Annotated in this window: 16 protein-coding genes; 11 read left to right on the top strand and 5 right to left on the bottom strand. The window is 59.8% G+C overall.

The features are described from left to right. Positions 1-52 precede the first annotated feature (52 nt). The gene (locus tag M0D69_RS01840) at positions 53-259 is read left to right on the top strand and encodes a cold-shock protein (protein ID WP_035497884.1); all 207 of its coding nucleotides are present in this window, start codon (positions 53-55) and stop codon (positions 257-259) included. Between the two features lie 670 nt (positions 260-929). On the opposite strand, the gene M0D69_RS01835 is transcribed toward M0D69_RS01840, so the two are convergent. The 3 genes from M0D69_RS01835 to icd all read right to left on the bottom strand — a co-directional run bounded on the left by M0D69_RS01835 (position 930) and on the right by icd (position 3,358). Further along, positions 930-1,358 carry an ImmA/IrrE family metallo-endopeptidase gene (locus M0D69_RS01835; RefSeq protein ID WP_301780388.1) on the bottom strand — a complete coding sequence of 143 codons (429 nt, stop codon included), beginning with the start codon at positions 1,356-1,358 and terminating at the stop codon, positions 930-932. A gap of 19 nt (positions 1,359-1,377) precedes the next feature. Then, a complete protein-coding gene (locus M0D69_RS01830) occupies positions 1,378-1,797 on the bottom strand; it encodes a hypothetical protein (protein ID WP_301780387.1) in 420 nt (139 codons plus the stop codon). A 307-nt stretch (positions 1,798-2,104) separates the two neighbouring features. Continuing rightward, complete coding sequence (gene icd, locus M0D69_RS01825; RefSeq protein WP_301780386.1) at positions 2,105-3,358, bottom strand: NADP-dependent isocitrate dehydrogenase; 1,254 nt, start codon at positions 3,356-3,358, stop codon at positions 2,105-2,107. Positions 3,359-3,771: 413 nt separating this feature from the next. Between icd and M0D69_RS01820 the strand changes: the two genes are divergently transcribed. From M0D69_RS01820 to M0D69_RS01775, 10 genes are all read left to right on the top strand, one after another. Next, entirely contained in the window at positions 3,772-4,341 is a 570-nt protein-coding gene (locus M0D69_RS01820; RefSeq protein ID WP_301780385.1) for a pseudouridine synthase, read from the top strand. A 340-nt stretch (positions 4,342-4,681) separates the two neighbouring features. After that, complete coding sequence (locus M0D69_RS01815) at positions 4,682-4,876, top strand: hypothetical protein (RefSeq protein ID WP_047895912.1); 195 nt, start codon at positions 4,682-4,684, stop codon at positions 4,874-4,876. Positions 4,877-5,170: 294 nt separating this feature from the next. Next, positions 5,171-5,647, top strand: a complete 477-nt coding sequence (locus tag M0D69_RS01810; RefSeq protein ID WP_301780540.1) for a DUF192 domain-containing protein — start codon at positions 5,171-5,173, stop codon at positions 5,645-5,647. Positions 5,648-5,985: 338 nt separating this feature from the next. Next, complete coding sequence (gene fusA / locus M0D69_RS01805) at positions 5,986-8,091, top strand: elongation factor G (protein ID WP_047895911.1); 2,106 nt, start codon at positions 5,986-5,988, stop codon at positions 8,089-8,091. 143 nt (positions 8,092-8,234) lie between these two features. Beyond that, positions 8,235-8,723: a cupin domain-containing protein gene (locus M0D69_RS01800; RefSeq protein ID WP_301780384.1), complete on the top strand. Its 489-nt coding sequence runs from the start codon at positions 8,235-8,237 to the stop codon at positions 8,721-8,723. Between the two features lie 245 nt (positions 8,724-8,968). Next, positions 8,969-10,645 (top strand): ABC transporter substrate-binding protein, encoded by a 1,677-nt coding sequence (locus M0D69_RS01795; RefSeq protein ID WP_301780383.1) that lies wholly within the window; start codon positions 8,969-8,971, stop codon positions 10,643-10,645. Between the two features lie 55 nt (positions 10,646-10,700). Next, a complete protein-coding gene (locus M0D69_RS01790; RefSeq protein WP_301780382.1) occupies positions 10,701-11,732 on the top strand; it encodes an ABC transporter permease in 1,032 nt (343 codons plus the stop codon). Continuing rightward, on the top strand, positions 11,729-12,592 hold the full coding sequence (locus tag M0D69_RS01785) for an ABC transporter permease (protein WP_301780381.1): 864 nt from the start codon (positions 11,729-11,731) through the stop codon (positions 12,590-12,592). Before M0D69_RS01790 ends, M0D69_RS01785 begins: the two co-directional genes overlap by 4 nt. Beyond that, positions 12,589-14,661: an ABC transporter ATP-binding protein gene (locus tag M0D69_RS01780; protein WP_301780380.1), complete on the top strand. Its 2,073-nt coding sequence runs from the start codon at positions 12,589-12,591 to the stop codon at positions 14,659-14,661. The genes M0D69_RS01785 and M0D69_RS01780 overlap by 4 nt, the downstream gene beginning before the upstream one ends. Positions 14,662-14,742: 81 nt before the next feature. Next, a complete protein-coding gene (locus M0D69_RS01775) occupies positions 14,743-15,162 on the top strand; it encodes a hypothetical protein (protein WP_301780379.1) in 420 nt (139 codons plus the stop codon). Between the two features lie 13 nt (positions 15,163-15,175). Here M0D69_RS01775 and M0D69_RS01770 read toward each other — a convergent pair whose 3' ends face one another. Together M0D69_RS01770 and M0D69_RS01765 are read right to left on the bottom strand one after the other, a co-directional pair. Further along, entirely contained in the window at positions 15,176-16,021 is an 846-nt protein-coding gene (locus M0D69_RS01770; protein ID WP_301780378.1) for an aldo/keto reductase, read from the bottom strand. A 122-nt stretch (positions 16,022-16,143) separates the two neighbouring features. Further along, a complete protein-coding gene (locus M0D69_RS01765) occupies positions 16,144-17,907 on the bottom strand; it encodes an aspartate-alanine antiporter family protein (RefSeq protein ID WP_301780377.1) in 1,764 nt (587 codons plus the stop codon). Between the last annotated feature and the right edge of the window lie 30 nt (positions 17,908-17,937).

Raw genomic sequence — 17,937 nt, 5'->3', positions numbered from 1 at the left:
GTCGAGCTTTTCGAGCGTGCTCGTGGTAGCGACGAGAGTAAGAGGGGAAGTGATGTCAACTGGTACGGTCAAATGGTTCAACGACGCGAAAGGCTATGGATTCATCACGCCCGATGAAGGCGGCGAGGATCTGTTTGCACATTTCTCGGCGATACAGATGAATGGTTTCAAGACGCTCAAGGAAGGCCAGAAGGTCAGCTTCGAGATCGTCCAGGGACCCAAGGGCAAACAGGCATCGAACATCCAGGAATCTGCCTGACCGTTCGATCGCGCACTGTCCTTGAAACCCGGCATCACGCTGGGTTTTTTTATTTTCGCGTGCAATGAGCGAAAAAAAATCCCGGATGCGTTCAGGCGGTTTTTGCCTATTTCTATCTGCCAATTCCGACATTCTTCAATCGGCACTCCATGGCGGGATGGGAAACGCGAAATTTGGCCGCCATCACGTCGATAAAACGCGTCAATGGCATTTTTTCGGCGTTGTGCTCGGCCTTATAAGCATCGATTACGCGCCTTCCCAGCGATTCAATAAGCTGTTGCGGCATCAATAGTTCGGCGGCAAACCGGTTGGCCTCGGATTCATCAGGGTCTCCGTGAAACCCCGGACTTCAGGCCCGGGGAGGTAAGGAGACGGTTTTAACTGCGTCTCGTTAAATAGGTGACGGGCTTTCCACCCATCAGGGTCTTGCGACTCTGCCCGTAAGGGCCTAGTAACGCAGTCTTGCGACTCGCTCCCCTCGACAATGTTGTGCACCGGCATTTCGTCCCGATCCGTTTCGTACTTACCCTGTCGCTTGTCTGCAACCGGGACTTCCAGAGCCGGGGACTGAGGAAGCATCCCAGGGTGGGTCTTGAACCAATGCACAACGTAGCGCCCGCTCTACTCGGCAATGAAGTCCGGATTAAGGCATCCGGAGCGCTTAGTCTGGTCAACCTGAGCTCGCGGTATTCTGCAAGCTCCGCCCTTCAGGGCGGGGTAGTTGACAACTGTTCCAGTAGGATTCGCTGCGATTCATAGTGCTCCTGGTGTCGATAAATTCGTGGCGATCGGTGGATCTGTGCATGCAAGAGTGCGCTATTTCATGCGCCAGGGTGAATCGGCGTCTTGGACCATAGGCATTTTCCGCCGGGTTGATCCAAACCTCTGCCGGCCCTTCGTGCCTCAGCGCTATCTTGCCGATCGTGCTTCCTGCATCAGGATCTGCATGCTCGGTCACCTTGATCCGAAGTAGCTGCGCTATTTCGTCGACGTCAACAGGTGGCGCGTACTCAACCATGTCGTAATGGTGCTCGGCCATCAAAAACGCCGACAGCGCTGTAGTGGTTCGCAAGACAGGTATTGCGGAAACGATTGTCATACTTTCCCTCCCGATCGGTCTAGGCACTCTCTAAATCGCTGGCGATGCGGGACAGTGCGTCACGTTCGCTGCGCGCCCGTGCTCGCAGCTGGTCCGCGATATCCAGCTGCGCACGCATGACCTCCCGAAGCTTTTCCTTTACCTGATCGTCGAAATGCTGGACCACTTCGGCGTTCTTCATGACTTCTTTCACCACTTCGACAGCGCACCCGTTGGTGCGAGCCATTTCGCCCACCAACGCCGTAAAGGCGTCCGCGGCGTGGCGCTCCTTCTCCATGGCGAAATGCTGCGTGAATATCAAACCCGCCACGGTCAGGAACACAGCTACCGCCGCGATCATGAAAGTCGAATAGACGATGTACGTGTTCGCGATGGAAATTGCGTCGGCACCACTCGTGAGGCTTGTTGAACTGAAACGGTTTATCAGCGTGAACGCCACAACGCCTCCGATCACGCCACCCGCGAGTGCGCCGAGCAAACCGCGAGTTTCTTTCGCGAGCTAGCGGGCGAACAACGCATTCAGGTGCGAGCTTGGGTGAGGCATTGGTGTGTCCGGCGAAAACGAACTGTATAAAAACACATGTATTAATCAGCAAATCGAGGGTATCACTCCGCCGCAGCGAAACAGTCGCTTGCGACAAGTTTTGACACAAGCGTGCGCCGCGGCCCAATCGGTTCGCACCGCCCATGAAAAAGCCCCGATGCGAACCAGTCGCATCGGGGCTTTTCTAGAAGCCTGGCCGAAATTACATGTTTTCGATCAGCACCTGGCCGAAGCCCGAGCAGGAAACCTGCGTTGCGCCTTCCATCAAACGCGCGAAGTCATATGTGACGCGCTTTTGCAGGATCGACTTTTCCATCGACTTGATGATGACATCCGCCGCTTCCGTCCAGCCGAGGTGGCGCAGCATCATTTCCGCCGACAGGATCTCTGAACCCGGATTCACATAATCCTTGCCCGCGTACTTCGGCGCGGTACCGTGCGTGGCTTCGAACATGGCCACCGAATCCGACATGTTCGCGCCCGGCGCAATACCGATACCGCCAACCTGAGCCGCCAACGCGTCCGAAACGTAATCGCCGTTCAGGTTCAGCGTGGCGATCACGTCGTACTCGGCCGGACGCAGCAGGATCTGCTGCAAGAACGCGTCCGCGATCACATCCTTCAGCACGATGTCACCACCCTTCGGGCTCTTGATCTTCATCCACGGGCCGCCGTCGATGAGCTCAGCGCCGAACTCCTTCTGCGCCAGCGCATAGCCGAAATCACGGAACGCACCTTCCGTGAACTTCATGATGTTGCCCTTGTGCACGAGCGTGACGGTGTTGCGATTGTGATCGATGGCGTACTGGATCGCCTTGCGAACCAGGCGCTCCGTGCCTTCACGCGACACTGGCTTGATGCCGATACCCGACGTTTCCGGGAAGCGGATCTTCTTCACGCCCATTTCTTCGCGCAAGAATTTGATGACCTTCTTCGCTTCTTCCGACTCGGCCGCCCATTCGATGCCGGCGTAGATGTCTTCCGAGTTCTCGCGGAAGATGACCATGTTGACCTTTTCCGGCTCGCGCACCGGCGAGGGCACGCCCTTGAAATACTGCACGGGGCGCAGGCAGACATACAAGTCGAGTTGCTGGCGCAGCGCGACGTTCAGCGAACGGATGCCGCCGCCGACCGGCGTGGTGAGCGGTCCCTTGATCGAGACGACATATTCCTTCAGCACGTCCAGCGTTTCATCCGGCAGCCACACGTCCGGGCCATAGACCTTGGTGGCCTTCTCGCCCGCGAAGATTTCCATCCAGTGGATCTTCTTCTTGCCTGCGTAGGCTTTCTCCACCGCTGCGTCGACGACCTTGATCATCACCGGCGTGATGTCCAACCCCGTTCCGTCGCCTTCAATGAAAGGGATGATCGGCTGGTCGGAGACGTTGAGCGAGTAATCCGCGTTAACGGTGATCTTGTCACCGCCCGTCGGAACCTTGATGTGCTGATACGGCATGGTCGACTCCAAAGATGGCTGGGCTAGCTAACTACAGAAATGCACAGAATGCGTTCGGAAATTCGGCGAAAAAAGCGCATGAGCGGACGGTGGCTGGGGCCGCAGACGGCAATGCCGGCGCGCGCCCGAGGCGACCAGAACACTATTCTAGCCCACGGTGCGAAGCGGCTGCCCGGGCCCCGCTTCGCCGCATTGCAGCAAAACGGTGCGTGTTAAAACGATCCTCCGGCGCGGTGGCTACGATCGCTTATTGCTTGATTCGTTTCTTATGTCTTATATAAGACATAAGAGTCGGTGTTTCGGATTATGCATTAATATTCCGCCATCCGCCATAGCCGTATTCCCGCGACAAAGCCGCGCAGCAAGCTCGCGCGCACCGCTTACACCCTTCGTTTCCTTATTGATTTCCCGCCATGCCGCTGCTCGCTCTTAACAAACCGTTCGGCACGATCTGTCAATTCTCGCCGCACGAGAAGCACCCTTCGCTCGGCGAATGGGTGACAACGCGCGGGGTATATCCGGCTGGCCGCCTCGATACAGACAGTGAAGGCCTGCTACTCCTCACCGACGACGGTGCACTTCAGGCGCGTATCGCCGAGCCGCGTCACAAATTGGTCAAACGGTATTGGGCGCAAGTGGAAGGCGCGCCGGACACGGCCGCTCTTGAGCGTCTTGCCGCGGGTGTCGATCTCGGCGATTTCATTACGCGGCCGTGCGGCGTGAAACGAGTGGCATCGGTGGAACTGCTTTGGGCGCGTAACCCGCCGATCCGATATCGCGCCGCGATCCCGACCACGTGGATCGAACTGTCGATCATCGAGGGACGCAATCGCCAGGTGCGTCGAATGACGGCGGCGGTCGGATATCCCACACTTCGGCTGGTGCGCGTGGGTATCGGCGCGCTCGATATATTCAGTCTCGGACTAGCGCCGGGCGCGTCGATGACGCTGCCGCCGCGCGCGCCATGGAACGGCAGTATCTAGACAAACCACGTGTTCCTTAATCTCGCTTAATTCCAAACATTACAAATTCATTTCGTCTTCCAAACAATTATTGCAGCACAATCCTGAAAAAACACGTCAACGAACTTCCCACGTGCGGCGTTATTCGCAGCAGATGCCTTAAAACGCCATCCGGCATTAGCGAAGGACCGAAACGAATAGCCCGTATTTGAAGGCATTACGTAAGGTTCAAGCGCTCGCAGCGGGATCGAAGTTTTTGTTCGAATCCCCTGTCAACCAAAAGGTGGATGGCTCGTTTACCGACATGACTCCAACGACCGGGTCACAAGGTTAAATCAAACTAAAGCTGAGGATTCACAACATGAACAAACTGATCGCTGCTCTCGTCGCTGGCCTGTTCGCAACGGCTGCATTCGCACAAGCTTCGGCCCCGGAAGCATCGGCTCCTGCAGCTGCTTCGACCGCTCACAAGTCGGCACACAAGAAGTCGACCCACAAGAAGGCCACGCACAAGAAGGCAGCTACGGCTGCTGCTGCTTCGGCCGCGTCGGAGTAAGTTGCAACTGGTAATAGATCGCGGTAACGCGACGCTAAAACCAAGTAGTGCTGCCGCGCAAGCGGCATTGAAAGGCAGACGCCCGCAAAGGTTTCTGCCTTTTTCTTTGGGCGGATTGGGTTACGGGTTGGGCTATATGCGCATGCGCTTTTTGTCGGCGCTCGCGCGCTCAAGTAACATGCGCCAGTCTTTCCCGATTCTTCAGCCTTCCGGCTTCATCCCATCAGGAGTTTCGCCGTGCGTCTTTCATGGCTCTCGCCCCATTCGGTTTCATCGTTTGATCTTGGCCGTCTGATGCGCCGCGCACTCGTTGCGCTCGCCGTTCCGCTCGTCTCGTTCATTGCAGCGGCGCCGCTTGCCGCGCACGCTCAACAAATGCCGCCGGGCGCCAAGCAGCCCGCCGACTTCCCGCACACAAAGCTCACCGCGGGCATGTTCGTGATCGACGCTGCTGTCGCCGCGAACGATCCCGATCGCGAACAAGGCCTGATGTATCGCACGAAGCTCGCGCCCAACGAAGGCATGCTGTTCGTCTTCAATGAAACGGCCGTGCACTGCTTCTGGATGAAAAACACCTTGATCCCGCTGTCGATCGCGTTCATGCGTGCAGACGGCACGGTGACGGATATCGACGAAATGCAGGCCGAGACGGAGAACAATCACTGCCCGCGTAACAATGGCGTGTTTGCACTGGAAATGAGCAAAGGCTGGTTCGCATCGAAAGGAATTCAGCCGGGCATGAAGATCCAGGGTCTGCCTGCATTGCGATAAACGTCGCCAGCATTACGCCTGAACAGGTCTGGCGAGTTGTAGTCGTCCGATAGTCGTCCTCAAGTCACCGCGCCCAGTCGCGCCTGAAGCCGGCCGCCCGCTTTTTAGCGCGCGCCGGCTTTTTGCATGTGCGCAGCACAGGACGCCGCCTTACGTCATCAAAGATTCATCTTTTTCGCCAACCTGGCAAGAATCCTGCAAAGAGCTTGTCGACGCGCTATTCTAATAAACCAGCGAAGCGACCACGAAGCAGGACAAAGCTTCGCTCCGGAGCCGCCGTCCGGGTCATCGAGCCCGGTTCGGGTTTCAAAGCTCCAACCAATCAACAGGAGGTTCAAGTGCCCCGCAAGACTCCCATCGACCGCTATCGGAATATTGGTATCAGCGCTCATATCGATGCCGGCAAGACCACCACCACCGAACGCATTCTTTTCTATACCGGTGTGAATCACAAAATCGGTGAGGTTCACAACGGCGCGGCCACGATGGACTGGATGGAGCAGGAACAGGAGCGCGGCATCACGATCACCTCCGCTGCCACCACAGCCTTCTGGAAGGGCATGGCAGGGAATTATCCGGAACATCGGATCAACATCATCGACACCCCGGGACACGTCGACTTCACCATTGAAGTCGAACGCTCCATGCGTGTGCTCGACGGCGCCTGCATGGTGTATGACTCGGTCGGCGGCGTGCAGCCGCAATCCGAAACGGTCTGGCGCCAGGCCAACAAATACAAGGTGCCGCGCATTGCGTTCGTCAACAAGATGGACCGCGTGGGCGCCGACTTTTTCCGCGTGCAACGGCAGATCGGCGAGCGTCTGAAGGGCGTCGCCGTGCCGATGCAAATCCCCGTGGGCGCGGAAGAGCACTTCCAGGGCGTGGTCGACCTGGTCAAGATGAAAGCAATCATCTGGGACGAGGCCAGCCAGGGCGTGCTGTTCGAATATCAGGAAATCCCCGGTAATCTGCTCGCAACGGCCGAAGAATGGCGCGAGAAGATGATCGAGGCAGCAGCGGACGCGAATGAAGCGCTGATGGACAAATACATTGGTGGCGAACCGATCAGCGAAGACGAAATCAAGGCAGCTATCCGCGCGCGCACGCTCAGGAGCGAGATCGTCCCCATGTTCTGCGGCAGCGCGTTCAAGAACAAGGGCGTGCAGGCCATGCTCGATGCGGTGATCGACTATCTGCCGTCGCCGGCGGACGTGCCCGCGATCATGGGCGTCGACGAATACGACAAACATGCGGAGCGTCATCCGACCGACGAAGATCCGTTCTCCGCGCTCGCCTTCAAGATCATGACGGACCCGTTTGTCGGCCAGTTGATCTTCTTCCGGGTGTATTCGGGCGTGGTGAATTCCGGCGATACGGTCTACAACGCGATCAAGGAGAAGAAAGAGCGGCTCGGCCGGATTCTCCAGATGCACGCGAACGAGCGTCAGGAAATCAAGGAAGTGCGCGCCGGCGATATCGCTGCGGCCGTCGGCCTGAAGGAAGCGACCACCGGCGATACGCTCTGCGATCCCGCTCATCCGATCATTCTGGAACGCATGATTTTCCCGGAACCGGTGATCTCGCAGGCGGTCGAGCCGAAGACGAAACCCGACCAGGAAAAGATGGGTATCGCGTTGAACCGGCTGGCTCAGGAAGATCCGTCGTTCCGCGTGCAGACCGACGAGGAATCCGGCCAGACCATCATTTCGGGCATGGGCGAATTGCACCTGGAAATTCTCGTCGACCGGATGCGGCGTGAGTTCGGCGTCGAAGCGACGGTCGGCAAACCACAGGTGGCGTATCGGGAGACGATCCGTATCCCGGTCGAAGATATTGAAGGCAAGTTCGTCAAGCAGTCAGGCGGACGCGGTCAATACGGTCACGTGGTCCTGAAGCTGGAACCGCAAAAGCCGGGTGGCGGCTATGAATTCGTCGATGCCATCAAGGGCGGCGTCGTGCCGCGCGAGTACATTCCGGCGGTCGACAAGGGTATTCAGGAAACGCTGAAAGCCGGCGTGCTGGCGGGATATCCGGTCGTCGACGTGAAGGTGACGCTGACCTTCGGCTCGTACCACGACGTGGACTCGAACGAAAACGCGTTCCGCATGGCTGGATCGATGGCGTTCAAGGACGGCATGAGAAAAGCCAAGCCGGTGCTGCTCGAACCGATGATGGCCGTGGAAGTGGAAACGCCCGAAGATTTCATGGGCAACGTGATGGGCGATTTGTCGTCACGCCGCGGGATCGTGCAGGGCATGGAAGACATCGCGGGCGGCGGCGGCAAGATCGTGCGCGCCGAGGTGCCGCTCGCCGAGATGTTCGGCTACTCGACCACGTTGCGCTCGCTCACCCAGGGCCGCGCCACGTATACGATGGAGTTCAAGCACTACGCCGAGACGCCGAACAACGTCGCGGAAGCCATCGTGAATTCGAAGGGCAAGTAGTCGTTGTACGTTCGAACGTCGGGTTCGACGATTGAACGAAGTCCGTTGTTGCCTTCCGGCGGCAGCGGACTTTTGTTTACTGGCGTTTATCGGCAAATTGGCGGATCGGCAGCGTTATCTACAGATCGGCGGAGATGAAGAGAATGAGCGACGAACATCAGCACGAGCACACCGACTGGCGCGAGAACGGCGTCAAGGTGATCAAAGGCGATCAACTCGATACCAACACCGCGCAGACGCCCGGCATGAATCGCGCGGCGGCGATCAACGCGGCTCGCGTGGGCGCGCAGAAAATCTGGGCGGGCACGGTCACGATTCACCCGAACGCAAAAACCGGCGCGCATCATCACGGCGCGCTGGAAAGCGTGATCTACGTCGTACGCGGACAGGCTCGCATGAAGTGGGGCAATCATCTGGAATTTACTGCTGAGGCCGGACCGGGCGATTTCATCTTCGTGCCGCCGTATGTGCCGCATCAGGAGATCAATGCGCTCAGCGATGAACCGCTGGAATGCGTACTCGTGCGCAGTGACAATGAAGCGGTGGTGGTGAATCTGAATATTGACGCGGTGGAGGAGCCCGAGGAAGTGTTCTGGGTCGATCCAATTCATAAACATCCGCATCAGCATTGAAAGCAATCATGGAGCGGATTTTTTACCGCCTTCCTGACGCTTGGGGCACGCAAGCCTTTCCGCACCGTCGCGCCGGTCCCACAGCGTACGCAATTAATTGGACCATGATCACCCGCAGCGAAACGGAACACGATTTGCTCCGCTAAACTAAAAGCGCATCCGATTCCGTCCTTGCCCCGCCCTCACCTGGCGGGCGCAGGGCCGTCGAGTCAAAACAACAACCGAACCCCGAACCGGACAGCCCGATGAAGAAAACCGCCACCTCGCTTTTCCCCTTCGATGCAGCGCTCGAGCAATCCAGGAGTGCGGCGGGAGAACTGGGCAATCATGCCATCGACGAATTCAAGGCCGGCCGGCTGTCGCGACGCGAGTTGTTGCGGCATGCGAGCTTGCTGGGCTTGTCGATGGCCGCCGGCGGCTTGATCGGCATGCCGCGGGCACGCGCGCAGGCGCCTGCGGGCAAACCCGGAGGCACGATCCGCGTCGCGCATCTGACGCCTGTGGGCGCCGTCGATCCGCTCACCGTTAACGACGCCGCAGGCCTCGCGCTGATCAATCAGACAGGCGAATTTCTCATCGACGACGACGGTCAGGAGCTCAAGCTCCGCCCTTCCCTCGCGCTTTCATGGACACCGAACGCGAAGGGCGATGTGTGGACGTTCAAGCTGCGCCCGAACGTCAAGTTCCACGACGGCCAGTCGATGAGCGCCAAGGACGTCGCCGCCACGTTCAACCGGCTCGCCGATCCGGCCAGCGGTTCGGCAGCACTTTCAGTGCTGAAGGGAGTGTTGTCGAAGGGCTCGGTGAAGGTTATCGACGACATGACGGTCGAGTTTCATCTCGACGCGCCGAACGGCAACTTCCCGTATTACGTTTCATCGGATACCTACAACGCCGTGATCCTGCCGGCGAATTTCAGCGGCACGTACGAGAAATCGTTTCCGGGCACGGGACCGTTCAGGTTCGAGTCGTACACGCCGAAAGTGGGCGCGGCGTTCGTACGCAATCCCGATTACTGGGGCGAAAAGGCTCTGCCGGAGCGCGTCACGTTCGCGTTCTACGCCGACCTGCAGTCGCAACTACTCGCGCTGCAAGGCCGGCAAGCCGACGTGATGAGCGACTTCACCGTGCAGGGCGGCGTCAGCATGATGACGAATCCCGAGTTCAAGGTGCTGGGCGTGAAGTCGAGTGCGCATCGGCAGATGCATATGCGCACCGACATCGGCCCGTTCAAGGACAAGCGCGTGCGCCAGGCGCTGGCGCTGGCGTTGAATCGCGACGTGATGGTGAAGGGGCTGTTCAAGGGCCACGCCGCGCTGGGTAACGACAGTCCGTTCTCGCCCGTGTTTCCGTCCAGCGATCTGAGCGTGCCGCAGCGCAAGCTCGATGTCGCGAAGGCGAAACAATTGCTCGCGGCAGCGGGCGTGCCGAACGGTTTCGACGTCACGCTCACGACCGAGAAGTACATGGAGATTCCCGATCTCGCGGTCGTGATCCAGAACGCGGCGAAGGCGGTTGGTATCCGGATCACCTTGAAGGTGGAAAGCCAGGATCTGTATTACGGCGCAGGCACGTACGGCAAGTCGGACTGGCTCGATTCGCCGCTGGGCATCACGGACTTTGGGCATCGCGGCGTGCCGAACGTATTTCTTAACGCGCCGCTTACCAGTGAAGGCACCTGGAACGCCGCGCATTTCAAGAATGCGCAGTACGACAAGCTCGTGGCGGATTTTGTGGCGGCGCTCGACGTGGCATCGCAGAAAAAACTCTCGGGACAAATCCAGAACCTGTTGCTCGACGAAACCCCCGTCGTGATCCCGTATTTCTACGATCAGCTGATCGTCACGCGAGCGAACGTGAAAGGCGTGCGCTTCAACGCTATCTCGCAGTTGTATTTCGAACGCGCGACTATCGGCGCGTAGCCGGTTCTTTTTGAGTCTCGCGCTCGATGAAGCCTGACCCGAGGACGCTCCGATCATGAACACGGTCTCTCCTCACGCAGCGCCAGGTGCGCCGAAAGTAAGCTCGCGCAGCGACAGCGGGAGTGCTGCGCGCATCGCGCGGTTTATCGGTGTGCGGCTGCTGCTGGCGATCATCACGTTGTGGCTGTTGTCGGTGATCGTCTTCGTGGGCGGACAGTTGCTTCCCGGCGATGTCGGCCGCGCGATCCTCGGTCCGCTCGCCGACGCCCGCGCGGTCGCCGCGCTCAATCATCAACTCGGCGTCGACCGTCCTTTGCTCACGCAATATGCCGGCTGGATCGAGCACTTCCTGCGCGGCGACATGGGCGAGTCGTATTCGTATCGCGCGCCGGTGGCGCCGTTTATAGGCAACGCGTTGTTGAATTCGGCCAAGCTCGGTGCGCTGGCGTTTATCGTCGTGGTGCCGCTTGGAATTGCCGGCGGTGTTTATGCCGCGCTGCACGAGGGGCGATGGATAGACAGGACCATCAGCATTGCGGGGTTATCGGCGACGGTCGTGCCGGAGTTCGTCTCGTCGATCGTGCTGATTCTCGTGTTCGGTATCTGGCTGCAATGGCTGCCTATCGAAGCCACGTTTCCTCCCGGATCGAATGTGTTCGTTCAGTTGAAGCACCTGATCCTGCCCGTGTTGCCGCTGGTGCTGGTGTTCTTCGGATACATCGCACGAATGGCGCGGGCCGGTACGGTTGAAGCACTCGATGCCGACTACACACGCACCGCGATCCTCAAAGGCCTGCCGCGCCGCGTGGTGATCATGCGGCACGTGCTGCGCAACGCGCTGCTGCCGACCGTCACCGTCGCCGCGACGCAACTCGGTTACATGATCGGCGGGCTGGTGGTCGTGGAGACGCTGTTCCACTATCAGGGCATCGGGTCGCTGATTTATAACGCCGCCAAGGGCAAGGACTTTCCGATGCTCGAAGCGGGCGTGCTGACCGTCGGCGTGATTTATACGGCGGCGAACCTGATCGCCGATGCGTTGTATGTCGTGCTGAATCCGCGCTTGCGGGTGAGGAACGCGCAATGAGCACAGCGACCGCTACTCCCATGCCGTACAAGGGACCGCGTTTCGAGCGCACCAAGGCGCTGCTAAGCTCGCCTACGTTCGTGGTCGGCGCGCTGATCCTGCTGTTCTGGGTCGCGTGCGCGCTGATCGGTCATTGGGTTGTACCGCAGGACCCCTACGCCTCTGACCCATTGAATTCCCTCACGCCGCCCGATGCCACGCACTGGTTCGGCACGGATCAACTCGGCCGCGATGTGTTCGCGCGCGTGATCGTGGGTGCTCGCGACATTCTCACCATCGCGCCATTGGCGACATTGCTCGGTACCGTGGCAGGGACGGCGGTGGGTCTGATCGTCGGCTACTTCGACGGCTGGGTGGACAACGTGATCGGCCGGCTGATCGATGCGTTGCTGGCGTTGCCGCTGGTGATCGTCGCGCTGCTCGCGCTGGCAGCCGTGGGCGCGAGCAACGTGACGGTGATCCTTGTGATCGGCATCACCTTCACACCGATCACCGCGCGCACCGTGCGTGCCGCCGTCTTCGCCGAACGCAATCTCGACTATGTGCTGGCCGCGCAATTGCGCGGTGAAAACGCGTTCTACATCATGTTCGCGGAGATCCTGCCAAACGTGCTGCAGCCGATCATCGTGGAAGCTACCGTGCGGCTCGGTTATGCCATCTTTGCGGTCGCCACGCTGTCGTTTCTCGGCTTCGGAATCCAGCCGCCGTCCGCGGATTGGGGTCTCGCACTCTCAGAGTCCTACACCTTGATGGCGGGCGGCGCATGGTGGACCGTCGTATTTGACGCCGCCGCGATAGCCACGCTGGTGGTGGGCGTCAATCTTGTCGCCGATGGCATCCAAGGAGTGCTCGAACGATGAATGGCCCGCCTCCGTCCGCCTTCCCCATCTTCGATGGATCGAAGAGCGCCGAAACCGATGCGCTGACCATTGTCGGCCTGACGGTTGCATACCGCATGCGCGGCCGCGATCGCGAGGTATTGCAGGACATCTCGCTGCGGGTGAAACGCGGCGAGACGTATGGGCTTGTCGGCGAATCCGGTTGCGGCAAGTCCACTGCTGCGCTCGCGATCCTGCGATATCTTCCACGCAACGGCCGCGTGAAGGCGGGCAAGATATCGATCGCCGGCCGCGACATCGCTTCGATGAACGCCGACGCCTTGCGGCACATGCGTGCCAATGCGGTATCAATGGTTTATCAGGATCCGGGCCGCGCGCTGAATCCTTCGCTGACGATCGCCCGGCAAGTGTCCGAAGCGTTCGAGCTCGCCGGCGCGTCGGTGAACGAGGCGCTGGAACACACCATCGAGATCTTGCGGCGCGTGCGTATCTCGTCGCCCGAACGTGTGATGGATAGTTATCCACATCAATTGTCGGGCGGCATGCAGCAGCGCGTGGTGATCGCGATGGCGCTTGCATGCAATCCCGAGTTGCTGATCCTCGACGAACCCACGACCGGCCTCGACGCAACAGTCGAAGCCGAGGTGCTCGACCTGATCGCTCAGTTGCGCGAGGAGCTCGGCACGGCGGTGCTTTTCATCAGCCATAACCTCGCGGTGATCGGGCGAATGTGCGACCGCGTCGGTGTGTTGTATGCAGGGAAACTCGTCGAGGAAGGCACGACACGCGATGTGTTCGCGAAGCCGCGGCATCCGTACACAGTAGGGTTGCTGCGCTGCCTGCCAACCACCGGACGCAGCAAGGACACGGGCCGGCTCGACACCATTCCCGGTTCGCTGCCGCTGCCGGGCACGGTGACGCAAGGGTGTATCTATGCGCAGCGCTGCAAGCTCGCCGATGAGCGTTGTCATCATGACGCGCCGCCGCCGTATCGCGTATCCGCTGCGCATGGCGACCAGATGTCGCGCTGCCATTATCACGAGCGCGCGACCGAATTACCGCGCGCAACGCCCGAGGTTTTGAGCGCGGCGATCGACCGGACCGACGCACCCGTTGCGTTGCGCGCGGAAAATTTATCGAAGACGTTTCATGTCGGCGGGGAATCGCTGCGGGCGGTGCACGATGTATCGCTTGAACTGGCGCTGGGCGAGACGCTTGGACTCGTCGGCGAGTCGGGCAGCGGCAAGACGACGCTCGCGAAGCTGTTGCTGGGCTTGTTGTCGCCGGATGCGGGCGGCTCCATTGAACTCGATGGCGCCACGCTGCCCGCCCGCGTGACAAGCCGTAACGACGAACAGGTCAAGTCGCTGCAGATTGTCTTCCAGAACCCGGATTCGGCGTTGAACCGGGCGCATTCGGTGCGCCGGCTGATCGCGCGGTCCTTGTCGAAACTCGGCGCGTTGCGCGGGGCGGCGAAGGAAGCGCGGCTGCAATCGCTGACCGCCGCCGTGCGTTTGCCCGAACGTTATCTGAGTTCGCGCACGCGGCAACTATCGGGCGGGTTGAAACAGCGCGTGGCGATTGCGCGAGCCTTTGCGGGCGATCCACGCGTAGTGGTCTGCGACGAGCCGACCTCTGCCCTCGATGTCTCCGTGCAGGCCGCCATCCTGAATCTGCTCGCTGACCTGCAGCGCGAACGTGGCGTGAGTTACGTGTTCATCTCGCACGACCTGCACGTGGTGCGCTATTTGTCAGATCGTATCGCGGTGTTGTATCTCGGGCGGCTGATGGAGATCGGCCGGGCGACGGATGTCTTCGACGGCCCGCATCATCCTTATACCGAAGCGCTGTTGTCGTCGGTTCCTGCAATCGATGACAAACCGCAAGCGCGCGAACGCATCCGCCTCTCGGGCGAGTTGCCGAGCGCTGCCAACCCGCCGTCGGGATGCGTGTTTCACACGCGCTGTCCGCGCAAGATCGGTGCGATCTGCGAGCAGCAGGAACCGCCGTACGCGCACGCAGCCGACGGCCACCGGATTCGATGTCACATTCCGGTGGAAGAATTGAGGCGCTTGCAAAAGCCTGAATGACACGAAGCGCCAAAGTAGAAGGAACCAATCGGCGCTCGTTCCCTCATATCGAGTTCAACGTTCGACATGAGGGACTACAACATGAAGCGAAACTTCTCCGCGGCATTCGCGTTTGCAGCTGTCACTGCGCTGGGCTGCGCCCCGGTAGCGAACGCACAGCAAATCACTCAGCAACCTGCGGTCGATCCGAGTTTTTCCGCCTACGCACTCGCACAGGAATGTTCGAACAAATCCGATAACGCCGCGCAAGGACAATGCGTGGGAGCCGTGCGCGGCATTGTGCGCGGGTACCAATATGGCGTGCTGTTCCTGGGGCAGCGTTCGCAACTGAGGGCGAATGAAACACAGCGCGTTTCGCTGTGCCTCAGCAATACGCCCGTCTCTACCTTGGTCGATGAATTCCTCGCCGACGCCAAACAAGTCGATGAAGCATCGCTCAAGCGCACGCCGGCCGAAGTCGCCGTGCTCGGGTCCGTGCATTCGCATCACGCTTGCATGTAGAACGCATCAAGCCCTAAAGCATCTCTAGCGAGCGCTTTGATTTCGGCGGCTTGAACTGGGTGTCGATGAGATTCAGTTCTTCCGTCGACAGAATCACGTCTCTTGCCGCAGCGTTTTCAGTCACGTGAGCCACCGTCGAGGCTTTAGGGATAGCCATGACCTGCGGTTGTTGCAAGACCCATGCGAGTGCGATTTGCATGGTGGACAGGCCGCGGGCCTGGGCTATGTCGTTCAGTACGCTGTGCTTCGGCAAACGCGCATGATCGACGGGGCTGTATGCCATCGCCGGCATATTGCGTTCGCGCAACCACGGCAGGAGATCGAATTCAGGACCGCGGCGCGCGACGTTGTACAAGATCTGGTTGGTCGCGCACTGGTTGCCGTTTTCCAGTGAAAAAAGTTCGACCATATCTTCTGTGTCGAAATTGCTCACGCCCCAGTGGCGGATCTTGCCTTGCGCTTTCAGCATCTCGAAGCCGCCGACGACCCCTTCCAGATCCTCGCCGCCGCGCCAGTGCAACAGGTATAAATCGATGCGATCAGTCTGCAGACGCTTAAGGCTTCGTTCGCACGCGGCCTTTACGCCGGCTTCACTGCCGTTGTGCGGATAGACCTTGCTGACGATGAAAATTTCTTCGCGACGATCCTTCAACGCCTCGGCTATCAGCTTTTCACTCTCGCCTTCACCGTACATTTCCGCCGTATCGATCACGGTCATGCCCAGGTCTACGCCAGTTTTCAAGGCTGCTATTTCTGCGTAGCGGGTTTTGGCGCGATCGCCCATTTCCCAGGTGCCTTGGCCCAGAGCCGGGATCTGCTCTCCCGTCGGGAGGCGAACGGTTTTTTGCTGCGAAGTCATTGGCGGTCCCCTTTCGTTCTGAATTTCATTGGGCCCGGGGCCACGGCCTCAGTTCAAAATTTTTTGTCAGGCCCCACAACGCCGCCGATCAGTGCACGCCGCAACGTGCACGAATCCCTTCATTACACCAAGCCCACCACCAGCGGTCCCAGCAGCGTCAACAACACATTCGCCAATGCATAGGTGATCGCAAACGGAACGGTCGGCACTGCGCTCTCCGCCTTATCCAGCACGCCGCCAAATGCGGGATTTGCGCTGCGCGAGCCGGTCAGGGCGCCCGCCAGAAGCGCTGCGTTTGTATATCGCAACACGTATCGGCCGAACAGCATCGTGAGAACGAGCGGCAATATTGTGACGATCGCACCCAGCAAGAAGATCGTGAGGCCGCTCTGCTTCACCGTCACCACGGCCTGTAATCCGGAGTTCAAACCGACAGCCGCCACAAATGCCGCGAGCCCGAAATCCTTCATCAACTGCGACGCCGCCGGTGGCATCACCCCATACATCGGATGTTTGCCACGCATCCAGCCAAATACCAGCCCAGCCAGCAAACAGCCCCCGCCCGATCCCAGGGTCAACGGCACGCCGCCCACATTCACCACGATCAACCCAATCAACAAACCAATCACGATTCCCACACCCATGTAGATGAAATCGGTCTTGTTGGTGACGGGCAACTCATAACCCGCTGCGTCCACGGCGCGCTTCGTATCCTGCGGCGAACCGTAGAACGTAATCACATCGCCATGTTCGAGCTGGGTCTCGGGAAGTATCGGCAACGGCTGGTCCGCCCGGCGAATCTCCTGCACGAATACGCCGTGCCGCAAGTCGCGATCCACAGTCGCACGCATCGCGGCAATTGTCATGTGATTCATGCCCTTGCGCGTGAACACGCCCTGCCGGTTCTGCATCACGACGCTGATGCCGTCGGTATCGGCCACCTCTTCGCCAATATTCGGAGCCGCCGCCACCATCATCTCGCGCCGGCCGACGACCAGCACGATATCGTCGGCTTGCAGCATCACGTCTGGTCGCGGCTCCACCGCTTTGCCCGCGCGGCGAATCCGCTCGATCGTGATCATGTCGGATTCAGCCAGCTCGATCTCGGCAACAGTCCGGCCCGCCGCACCGCTCACCCCGCCCGGACCGGCCTTGAATGCCAGCCCTCTGCCATCGGTGCTGCCCGCGCGTGTCGCTGCACCGGCCCCCGTTATGCGATAAGCCCGCCCGACCAGCTCCGGCATCGCCGCCGTCTGCCCGGCGCCATGTGCGACCGAGCCGCCTGATAAACTCGTCTCCGCTTCCGCCGCCGCCTCCTTCAAACCCTGCCCCATGAATTTAGGCAAGATGTTCACGCATACGATGATCGCGCCCAGCGATCCGAATACATACGTCACCGCATAAGCGACCGCCACATCGCCCTGCAGCGCTTTGGTTTCGGCAGCTGGCAGCCCGAGCCGCGCGATGGCGTCACCCGCCGTGCCGATGATCGCGGACTGCGTCAACGCCCCGCCGGCCAGCCCCGCCGCAATGCCCTTGTTCAAGCCGAAGAGCTTCGCGCACACCAGCACCGTCACCAGCGCCGTTACCGCGAGAAACACCGCCATCGCGATCTCGCGCAGCGTCTTGCGCGACAGCGAGTTGAAGAACTGCGGCCCCGAGTCGTAGCCAACCGCGTAGATGAAGATCGCGAACATGACCGACTTGACGCCGTTATCGATCTGCACGCCAAACTGGCTGATGACCACCGCCGCCAGCAACGATCCGCCCACACCGCCAAGCTGGAACTTGCCGAAGTTGATCTGACCGATGAAGTACCCCGCCGCGAGCGACAGGAATAGTGCGATTTCCGGTGATTTCGTAAAGACCTGGTGTATCCATTCCATAACGCCCTCGCTAGTTTCGTGTACCTGCGG

The organism is Caballeronia sp. SEWSISQ10-4 2 (genome assembly GCF_030464885.1).
GTDB lineage: Bacteria > Pseudomonadota > Gammaproteobacteria > Burkholderiales > Burkholderiaceae > Caballeronia.
Note: the sequence above shows the minus strand (reverse complement) of the source record. Positions and strands in the feature narration are given on the sequence as shown.

Bases quoted from the DNA above. Each gene is read 5' to 3' on its own strand.
- icd (WP_301780386.1), bottom strand. From the start codon at position 3,358: ATGCCGTATCAGCACATCAAGGTTCCGACGGGCGGTGACAAGATCACC.
- M0D69_RS01820 (WP_301780385.1), top strand. From the start codon at position 3,772: ATGCCGCTGCTCGCTCTTAACAAACCGTTCGGCACGATCTGTCAATTC.
- M0D69_RS01775 (WP_301780379.1), top strand. From the start codon at position 14,743: ATGAAGCGAAACTTCTCCGCGGCATTCGCGTTTGCAGCTGTCACTGCG.
- M0D69_RS01815 (WP_047895912.1), top strand. From the start codon at position 4,682: ATGAACAAACTGATCGCTGCTCTCGTCGCTGGCCTGTTCGCAACGGCT.
- M0D69_RS01785 (WP_301780381.1), top strand. From the start codon at position 11,729: ATGAGCACAGCGACCGCTACTCCCATGCCGTACAAGGGACCGCGTTTC.
- M0D69_RS01800 (WP_301780384.1), top strand. From the start codon at position 8,235: ATGAGCGACGAACATCAGCACGAGCACACCGACTGGCGCGAGAACGGC.
- M0D69_RS01795 (WP_301780383.1), top strand. From the start codon at position 8,969: ATGAAGAAAACCGCCACCTCGCTTTTCCCCTTCGATGCAGCGCTCGAG.
- M0D69_RS01765 (WP_301780377.1), bottom strand. From the start codon at position 17,907: ATGGAATGGATACACCAGGTCTTTACGAAATCACCGGAAATCGCACTA.
- M0D69_RS01780 (WP_301780380.1), top strand. From the start codon at position 12,589: ATGAATGGCCCGCCTCCGTCCGCCTTCCCCATCTTCGATGGATCGAAG.
- M0D69_RS01770 (WP_301780378.1), bottom strand. From the start codon at position 16,021: ATGACTTCGCAGCAAAAAACCGTTCGCCTCCCGACGGGAGAGCAGATC.
- M0D69_RS01835 (WP_301780388.1), bottom strand. From the start codon at position 1,358: ATGACAATCGTTTCCGCAATACCTGTCTTGCGAACCACTACAGCGCTG.
- M0D69_RS01810 (WP_301780540.1), top strand. From the start codon at position 5,171: ATGCGCCGCGCACTCGTTGCGCTCGCCGTTCCGCTCGTCTCGTTCATT.
- M0D69_RS01790 (WP_301780382.1), top strand. From the start codon at position 10,701: ATGAACACGGTCTCTCCTCACGCAGCGCCAGGTGCGCCGAAAGTAAGC.
- M0D69_RS01840 (WP_035497884.1), top strand. From the start codon at position 53: ATGTCAACTGGTACGGTCAAATGGTTCAACGACGCGAAAGGCTATGGA.